Raw genomic sequence first — 2,816 nt, 5'->3', positions numbered from 1 at the left:
GCTCGTGCAGCTGCGCCAGGAGGCCATGCTGCGGCTGGCCGCGCTCACCGAACGCCCGCCGGCCGATGCCGTGCCGCGCCAGTTCATCGACATCCCGTCGAGCACGCGGCATGCGATCGCCGTCGACGCGAGCCGCTCGCGCCTGTACCTGTTCGCGAACGACGCGAAGGGCCTGCGCCTGGTCGCCGACCACTACGTCTCGCTCGGCCGGCTCGGCGTCGACAAGAAGGAGCAAGGCGACCAGCGCACGCCGCTCGGCGCCTACTTCATCACCAGCCGGCTGACGAACCTGCAGGTCGCGGAGTTCTACGGCCCCGGCGCGCTGACGCTGAACTACCCCAACGAGTACGACCGCCGGCGCGGCAAGACCGGCGGCGGCATCTGGCTGCACGGCGTACCGCCGGCCAATTTCGCGCGCGGCCCGCAGACCACCGACGGCTGCCTCGTGCTCGCCAACCCCGACCTGCTGCGCCTGCTGCGCGAGGTGTCGCCACGGCGCACGCCGGTCGTGATCGCCCCGAAGCTCGAATGGGTCGCGCGCGCGCAGGTCGCGCAGGAGCGCGTCGCGGCGCATGCGATGGTCGAGCAGTGGCGCATCGCGCGCTCGCAGGGCGACGCGCGCAAGCTGCTGAGCTTCTACTCGCCGCAGTTCCAGAGCGGAACCGCCGACCTCGCGCAGTGGTCGCAGATGGTCGACAAGGAACTGCAGGCCACGCGCGGGCGCACCGCCGAGCTGAAGGAGATGTCGATCCTGTCGTGGCGCGATGCCGGCGAGGTGCTGATCGTCACCTTCGGCGAGGTGCTGAGCGGCCAGCTGACCGGCCCGCTGAAGCGCCAGTACTGGGGCAAGGAAGGTGGACAATGGAAAATATTCTTCGAAGGAGTGATCTTGTGAGAACCCTCAAGTCATGGCTGCCGCTGGTGGTGGTCGGAGTGATGAGCCTGACCGGCAGCATGGCCGCCTACGCCCAGAAGGTGAAGCTGGCCACGTCGCTCGGCGACATCGTGATCCAGGTCGATGCCGAGAAGGCACCGAAGTCGGCCGCCAACTTCCTGCAGTACGTGAAGGACGGCCACTACAACGGCACGGTGTTCCACCGCGTCATTCCCGACTTCATGGTCCAGGGCGGCGGCATGACGCCCGACCTGAAGGAAAAGCCCGTGCGCGCGCCGATCCCGCTCGAAGCCCGCAACGGCCTCGACAACACGCGCGGCACCGTCGCGATGGCCCGCACGATGGACCCCAACTCGGCCACCTCGCAGTTCTTCATCAACGTGAAGGACAACGCCTTCCTGAACGCCGCGCAATCGCGCGACGGCAACGGCTACGCGGTGTTCGGCAAGGTCGTCTCGGGCATGGACGTCGTCGACAAGATCCGCGCCGTGCAGACCGGCAACAAGGGCCCGTACCAGGACGTGCCGGTCCAACCCGTCATCATCAAGCAAGCCACGCTGGAGAAATAACATGAGCAAACTCGTCGACCTGGTCACCAACCACGGCACCATCCGCATCGAACTCGACGACGCCAAGGCGCCGCTGTCGGTCAAGAACTTCCTCTCGTACGTCGAGAAGGGCCACTACAGCGGCACGGTGTTCCACCGCGTCATCAAGGGCTTCATGATCCAGGGCGGCGGCTTCGAGCCCGGCATGAAGCAGAAGCCCACCGATGCGCAGATCCAGAACGAAGCCGGCAACGGCCTGAAGAACGACCACTACACGCTCGCGATGGCACGCACCAGCGTGCCGCACTCGGCCACCGCGCAGTTCTTCATCAACGCGACCGACAACGACTTCCTGAACTTCAAGTCCGAGACGCCGTCCGGCTGGGGCTATGCGGTGTTCGGCAAGGTCGTGTCGGGCCACGAGATCGTCGACAAGATCGAGCAGGTGAAGACCGGCAACAAGGGCGGCCACAGCGATGTGCCGCTCGAGGACGTCGTGATCACCGAAGCCAAGGTGGTCTGAGCCCACACCCGCATCAACCTCCAGCAGTACCGGGGTTCCATGTCGCGCCAGACCGCCGTCGCACCGCCTCCCTTGCCCAGCCTCTGGGAGTACGCGGCGCCGGCCGACTGGCGCAACGTGGATTTCATCTCCGACCTGCACCTGAGCGCCGACACGCCGCGCACCTTCGACGCCTGGTCGGCCTACCTGCGCACGACCGACGCCGATGCGGTGTTCATCCTCGGCGACCTGTTCGAGGTGTGGGCCGGCGACGACAGCCGCCACGACGAGTTCGAGGCGCAATGCGCGAACGAGCTGGCCGAGGCGGCCTGCCGCCGCACGGTCGGCTTCATGGCGGGCAACCGCGATTTCCTGGTCGGGCTCGACATGCTGCGCGAATGCGGCGTGGTCGCCCTGCCCGATCCGACGGTGCTGCAGGCCTTCGGGCTGCGCGTGCTGTTGACGCATGGCGACGCGCTGTGCCTGGACGACACCAAGTACCAGCAGTTTCGCGCGCTGGTGCGCAGCGAGGCCTGGCAGCAGGATTTCCTCGCGAAACCGCTCGACGAGCGCCGCCGCTTCGCGCGCGCGGTGCGCAACGAGAGCGAGCAGCTCAAGCGCCAGCTCCCGACGCCGATGGACTGGGCCGATGTCGACGGCGCCGCCGCGGTGCGCTGGCTGCATGAGGCGGGCGCGACGACGATGGTGCACGGCCACACGCACCACCCGGGCAGCGAACCGCTGGCGCCGGGCATGCTGCGCCATGTGCTCAGCGATTGGGAGCTCGATCACCCGCCGCTGCGCGCCGAGGTGCTGCGCCTGAGCGCGCGCGGCTTCAGGCGCATCACGCCGCCAGGCGTGGCCCTGATTC

Annotated in this window: 4 protein-coding genes; all 4 read left to right on the top strand. The window is 67.9% G+C overall.

Annotation, left to right across the window (positions count from 1 at the left end; genetic code table 11):
* A partial coding sequence (locus AC1DXV_RS33445; RefSeq protein ID WP_477937853.1) for a L,D-transpeptidase family protein occupies positions 1-895 on the top strand: 895 nt, incomplete at its 5' end.
* A gap of 41 nt (positions 896-936) precedes the next feature.
* A complete protein-coding gene (locus AC1DXV_RS33440) occupies positions 937-1,464 on the top strand; it encodes a peptidylprolyl isomerase (protein ID WP_477869136.1) in 528 nt (175 codons plus the stop codon).
* Position 1,465: 1 nt separating this feature from the next.
* A complete protein-coding gene (locus tag AC1DXV_RS33435; protein WP_477869130.1) occupies positions 1,466-1,966 on the top strand; it encodes a peptidylprolyl isomerase in 501 nt (166 codons plus the stop codon).
* Between the two features lie 39 nt (positions 1,967-2,005).
* Positions 2,006-2,816, top strand: an 811-nt coding sequence (locus AC1DXV_RS33430) for a UDP-2,3-diacylglucosamine diphosphatase (protein ID WP_477937851.1), incomplete at its 3' end; no start/stop codon positions are given.

It is taken from the genome of Rhizobacter sp. P3_C12 (assembly GCF_056402735.1).
Note: the sequence above shows the minus strand (reverse complement) of the source record. Positions and strands in the feature narration are given on the sequence as shown.